The sequence below is a fragment of the Terriglobales bacterium genome, assembly GCA_035624475.1.
Classification (GTDB): Bacteria; Acidobacteriota; Terriglobia; order Terriglobales; family Acidobacteriaceae; genus DASPRL01.
The window spans coordinates 1-5,417 of sequence record DASPRL010000072.1 but is presented as its reverse complement, the minus strand read 5'-3'; the positions used below and the strand labels follow the sequence as shown (position 1 = coordinate 5,417).

Sequence of the window (5,417 nt, the reverse complement as noted above, 5' to 3'; positions counted from 1 at the left end):
CTCCTGCATTATTGCTATAGACGCCGGCGACGGAGTTTGGATATGGCGGCCCATCCCTGGATTGCGCCGCTTCGTCCCAGCCCGGGGCGGCCCGCCCCGCGCCCGCGCCGCGGGAGCCGGCCTGCTGGTCTCACTGAGCTTGCGCACAAAACCAAACGGGGAGCGTCGGAGACGCTCCCCGCGGAAACCGGTGGGCCAGATCTATTGCGGAATCTGGAAGTCGTAGATGCGGCCCTGGGCGTTGCCGCCCTCGGTGCCGTTGCCCATAGCCAGGGCCTGCCCGGTGCCCATGAAGAAGCCGTACTCGCCCGGCTTCAGCTCCTGCACCAGGGTGAGCTTGAAGGTGCGGGGCGCGATCTGCACGAAGTCAAAGCCCCGCATGTTGGATTCGCGCAGCCCCGACTTGCCGCCGCCCCAGCCGGCGATCGAGCCTACCTCGAACTGCCGGTGGTCGCTCTTCTTGTCCAGCTTCAGCAGCGTGTAGTCGGTGGGACTCATGCCCTCCGGCACGTAGACGTAGAAGACCGGGTTGCGGTCTTTCACCACGTTGCGCGAGTGCTCGCCCTGGACCTCCGCGTTCCAGTGTTTGGAGGCGATGCCATAACTGAAAGCGTGGGCCCAGCGCCCCCCGATCTTGGCTTGGCTGACGTTCTGGCCGTAGAGCGTCACCCAGTTCGTGCCGTCCTTCCAATACATGCCGATCTCTCGGGGCGGCAGGTTGGGATCGTCGGCAGGGGCGGCGGGCGCGGCGGCGGCTGCGGCCGGCGCCGGCGTCTCCTTGGGGTTGATCATCGCCTTGATCACCGCGTCCGACACCTTGGCCGCCTTCAGCGCCTTCAGGCCGTCCACGCTGGTATCGAACTTGATCCCGTCGGCCGTCCGGATCTTCTCGATGATCACGTCGTCACTCAGCCCCAGGTTCACCATCTCGATCACGTCCTGGTTGGTGAGCCGCTTGGAGAGGTCCTGCGCCCGCGCTGCCGCTACCACCGTCCCCAGCAGCAAGCACAGCGCCGCCCAGACTGCTAGATGCTTCTTTGCCATGGCAAACCTCGGCCTTATGGCCTCCTGGATTTTGGCTTTCTTTTGGGGGACCCTGGGAAATGTGCGCGCTACTCTACCCCAAGACTCCCACCCCTGCAACCACAAAGTAGGTTGTCCCCATGGCCGTCTTCGCCCGATTCCGCATCCAAGCTTGTAGGCCCCTGAATCTCGTGCTGGCCGGAGCTCGTCATGAAACCATCCCTTCTTCTTCCTCTGCTTGCCTTCTTCGTCGCCGTCGGAGTGGCGGCGGCACAGCAAAAGCCCCGCGTCTTCATCACTGACAGCAAGTCCTGGGAGATGAGCGGCGGCGGCGGCGGATCCAGCGAAGGGTTCGGCGGCGCCTCGAGCGGCGGCGCCCGCCCCCAGACCGCCGAGATCATCAAGACCTTCGGGGAACGCTGCCCCGACGTGACCATCAACAACAAGCAGGAGAAGGCCGATTACGTGGTGCTGCTCGACCACGAGGGCGGCAAGGGCATCCTGCGCAAGGACAACAAGGTGGCCGTCTTCAATCGCGACGGTGATTCCATCGTCAGCCACTCTACGGTGACGCTGGGCGGCTCGGTCGACGACGCCTGCAAAGCCATCCTGAAGGACTGGGCCAGTGGAGGAGCGGCCAAGGCGGCCGCGGCCAGCGCCGACCCCGCGCCTGACCCATCCCCGGCGGCCCCTGCGGCGGCCAAGCTCGAGGTCTCCTCCAACCCCGACGGCGCCGACATCGAGGTGGACGGGAACTTCATGGGCAGCACGCCCTCGTCCCTGGAATTGGCTCCGGGCGAGCACCAGGTGCGCATCTCCAAGGCCGGGTACCAGCCCTGGGAGCGGAAGATCAAGGTCACGGGCGGCGACGTCCACCTGAAGGCGGAGCTGGAAGCAGCGAAGTAGGCCGCGCTTAGGGCGTGAGCACCACCTTGCCGTAGTTCTTGCGGCCCAGCAGCAGGCGATGGGCGTCGGCGGCCTGGGCCAGGGGCAGGGTGGTCCCGACGATGGGATGCAGCCTGCCCTCGGCCGCCCAGCCCATCAATTCCCTCAGCGCCTCCTGGCGCTCCGGGCGCTGCGCCAGCGGCGCCAGCCAGAGCGCGTGCACACTGGCGTTCTTCGAGAGCATGGTGCGGAAGTCGAACTGCGGCGGCTGCCCGCTGGCCGAGCCGTACACGATCAGCCGCCCCAACTGCCGCAAGCAGCGCAGGCTCTTCGCGGTGTGCTCCCCGCCCAGCATCTCGAAGACCGCGTCCACGCCCTCGCCCTTGGTCAGCTCGGCGATGGCCTGCTCGTAGTCCACGCTCTTGTAGTTGATGCCGTGGTCCAGACCCAGTGCTTTCAGCCGCGCCAGCTTCTCCTCCGAGGAGGAGGTGCCGTAGGTCTCCACTCCCATGATCTTGCCCAATTCGATGGCGGCCGTGCCCACGCCTCCGGCGGCGGCATGGATCAGCACCCGCTCGCCGGGCTTGGCGTCGGCCATCCAATAGGCGAAGTACGCGGTCAGGTAGGTGACCAGGAAGGAGGCGCCCTCCGCCGCCGACCACTTCTCCGGCAGCGGTACCAGCGCCAACTTGTGCACGGCGATGCGCTCGGCGTAGGCCCCGGTGCCGCCCGCCCCCATCACCCGCTCGCCCGTGCCCGCCACCGTCCCGGAGAACTCGAAGCCGGGGATGAAGGGAGCTTGCGGCCCGCCCGGGTAGAGTCCCGCGGTTTGCATGGTGTCGGCGAAGTTCACGCCCGCGGCTTCCACCTTGACCACCACCTCGCCCGGCTTGGGCTGGGGATCGGGCACCTCCCGCAGCTCCAGCACCTCGGGCCCGCCCGTGCGCGTTGCCACCATAGCTTTCATAGGCAGGAAATACTAAACGAGCGCGGGGGGAAATTCCCGCTTTTCTCCGTGTCGCTGTGACTCTGCGGTGAAATGGCCTACAATACCGGGTTTCCATGAACGAAGCCTTCTTTGCCGCCGTGCAGGCGGGCAATAGCGACGAGGTCATGAAGCAGGTGAAGGCCAACCCCGCTCTGCTCTCGGCGCGCGATGCCAACGGCGCCACCGCCGTGCTGGTCGCCGTCTATTGCCGGCAGGAGGCGCTGGCCCGCGCCCTGGCCGAACGCAAACGCGATCTCGACCTGTTCGAGGCCGCAGCCCTGGGCGAGGGGAAGCGGGCCACGGCCCTGCTCGACGCCGGTCCCGCTCTGCTCGATTCCTTCTCCGGGGATGGCTGGACGGCGCTGCACCTGGCCGCCTTCTTCAACCGGCTGGAGGTGGTCGAACTGCTGCTGGCGCGCGGCGCCAAGCTCGACCTGAAGTCCAAGAATCAGCTCAACAACACCCCGCTGAACGCCGCCGTCGCCGCCAACCGCCTGGAGATCGCGCGCCGCCTGCTGCAGGCGGGAGCCGACGCCAACGCCCACCAGCACGGCGGCATCACCCCCCTGCACGAGGCCGCCGCCGCCGGCAACGTCGAGATGGTGCGCCTGCTGCTCGCCTACCGCGCCGACGCCAGCGCCATCAGCGAGGACAACCGCACTCCCTTGGGCATGGCTCTGGAGAAGGGCCACCAGCAGGTGGTCGAGATCTTGCAGCCCAAGCTGGCCACCCCGGGCGGCGATGCCTGACCTGCCCCGCGTCTCGCTCTACACTTCGCCCACCTGAAGCGCCTGCCGCACGGTGAAAGAGTTTCTTTCCCTCCATCACATCGACTTCGAGGAGAAGAGCCTGCAGGAGCCGCGCTGGCTGGAGGAATTGGGCGAGCGCTTCGGCGCCTACTCCGCTCCCTCGGTCGTCGTGGATGGCGAGCTGGTGGAAGGGTCGCTGCCGGAGATCGCGGCGGCGCTGGGAATCGAGGAGTAGTTAGTAGCTAGGGTTAGTTAGCAGGATCATCCCGGCTACACCTGCGCCGCTGACTCCCTAACTCCAAACTCCTAACCCCTGGAAATAAAAAACCGGCGCTTCTCCCCCGAGAATTTTGCGCCGGTTTCATTGTCCTCCCAGGTTCTGGAGGACAAAGGCCGCTCATCTTCCCTGTTCGGGTTCGGCCCAACTCGACTCTTCAGGAGGCCGCGGCGCCAGTGGTCGCGTGACTCTCACTCCGCATCGCGGCAACGCCATCAAAATGCCCTGATGTTCTCTTATTTGCAAATCAAATCCACGCTCCTTGTTTACTCTCTGTGTAACTCACCCGCCCCTGTCTCCCGGGTGTATACTTCAACCCTACTTTCTAGGTCTTAACCCCGGGGTAGGAACCCCGGACCTGCGGAGCGCTTTTCATACAGGTCTTCATAAGCTCCGCCCTAACGGCACCCGGGCTCCCGGCGTTCGCTTTTACCTCGTGGCCGGGAGCTTAGCTGGCGCCACCTGGCAAGGAAGCGGCCGTGGCCGCCTCCTTCCGGGACATACCGGAGGCTGATGTCATGGAATCGGTTCTCATCCGCATCGTATTTCTTCTGGTGATAGCAGCGGCGGGCTGGCTGCTGCAGCCCTTCGGGTTGAGCCGCAACGCCGCCGGGGCCGCCGCGCTGGCCATCGGCGGGCTCATCGTGGTCTTCGAGTTGCGCCTGCGCCAGGTCAGCCTGAAGCGCCTGATCGGCGCCGCCATCGGCTCTGTCTTGGGCATCTTCGGCGCCTACCTCTTCAGCCTGGTCATCCGCAACAGCATCGAGGAGAGCCACACCCGCAGCTTCCTGGAGCTGGGGGTGATGCTGCTGATGGCCTACGTAGGGCTGGTGGTGGGCGCCAACAAGGGCGACCTGCTCAACCTCTCGGCTTTGGGCGGCATCTTCGGGGGCGAGAAGCAGGCCAAGAAGGCCTACAAGATCCTCGACACCAGCGTCATCATCGACGGGCGCATCGCCGACATCGCCGAGACCGGCTTCCTCGACGGCATCATCGTCATCCCCCAGTTCGTGCTGCGCGAGCTGCAACTGGTGGCCGACTCCGCCGACTCGCTCAAGCGCAACCGCGGCCGCCGCGGCCTCGACATCCTGCAGCGCATCCAGAAGATCGCCTCCCTCTCCATCCAGATCGTGGAGGACGACTTCCCCACCGTGCGCGACGTGGACATGAAGCTCATCGAGCTGGCCAAGGTCTACGAAGCCAAGATCATCACCAACGACTTCAACCTCAACAAGGTGGCGCAACTGCAGGGCGTCGAGGTGCTCAACATCAACGAGCTGGCCAACGCGCTCAAGCCCATCGTGCTGCCGGGCGAGGGCATGCGCGTCTTCATCCTCAAGGAGGGCAAGGAGTACAACCAGGGCGTAGCCTATCTCGACGACGGCACCATGGTGGTGGTGGATAACGCCCGCAAGATGATCGGCAAGACGGTGGAGGTCTCGGTGACCTCGGTGCTGCAGACGACCGCGGGCAAGATGATCTTTGGCAGGCTCGA

The 5,417-nt window shown here is 65.6% G+C and carries 6 protein-coding genes; 4 read left to right on the top strand and 2 right to left on the bottom strand.

Annotation, left to right across the window (positions count from 1 at the left end):
* Positions 1-201: 201 nt before the first annotated feature.
* Positions 202-1,044, bottom strand: coding sequence for a hypothetical protein (locus tag VEG08_03255; protein ID HXZ26998.1), 843 nt, complete (start codon positions 1,042-1,044; stop codon positions 202-204).
* Positions 1,045-1,233: 189 nt separating this feature from the next.
* On the opposite strand from VEG08_03255, the gene VEG08_03250 reads away from it, so the two are divergent.
* Positions 1,234-1,929, top strand: coding sequence for a PEGA domain-containing protein (locus VEG08_03250; protein HXZ26997.1), 696 nt, complete (start codon positions 1,234-1,236; stop codon positions 1,927-1,929).
* Between the two features lie 7 nt (positions 1,930-1,936).
* On the opposite strand, the gene VEG08_03245 is transcribed toward VEG08_03250, so the two are convergent.
* The gene (locus VEG08_03245; protein ID HXZ26996.1) at positions 1,937-2,866 is read right to left on the bottom strand and encodes an NADPH:quinone oxidoreductase family protein; all 930 of its coding nucleotides are present in this window, start codon (positions 2,864-2,866) and stop codon (positions 1,937-1,939) included.
* A gap of 104 nt (positions 2,867-2,970) precedes the next feature.
* Between VEG08_03245 and VEG08_03240 the strand changes: the two genes are divergently transcribed.
* From VEG08_03240 to VEG08_03230, 3 genes are all read left to right on the top strand, one after another.
* Positions 2,971-3,645: an ankyrin repeat domain-containing protein gene (locus tag VEG08_03240; protein HXZ26995.1), complete on the top strand. Its 675-nt coding sequence runs from the start codon at positions 2,971-2,973 to the stop codon at positions 3,643-3,645.
* A 52-nt stretch (positions 3,646-3,697) separates the two neighbouring features.
* Positions 3,698-3,880, top strand: a complete 183-nt coding sequence (locus VEG08_03235) for a hypothetical protein (GenBank protein HXZ26994.1) — start codon at positions 3,698-3,700, stop codon at positions 3,878-3,880.
* A 560-nt stretch (positions 3,881-4,440) separates the two neighbouring features.
* A partial coding sequence (locus VEG08_03230) for a PIN domain-containing protein (protein ID HXZ26993.1) occupies positions 4,441-5,417 on the top strand: 977 nt, incomplete at its 3' end.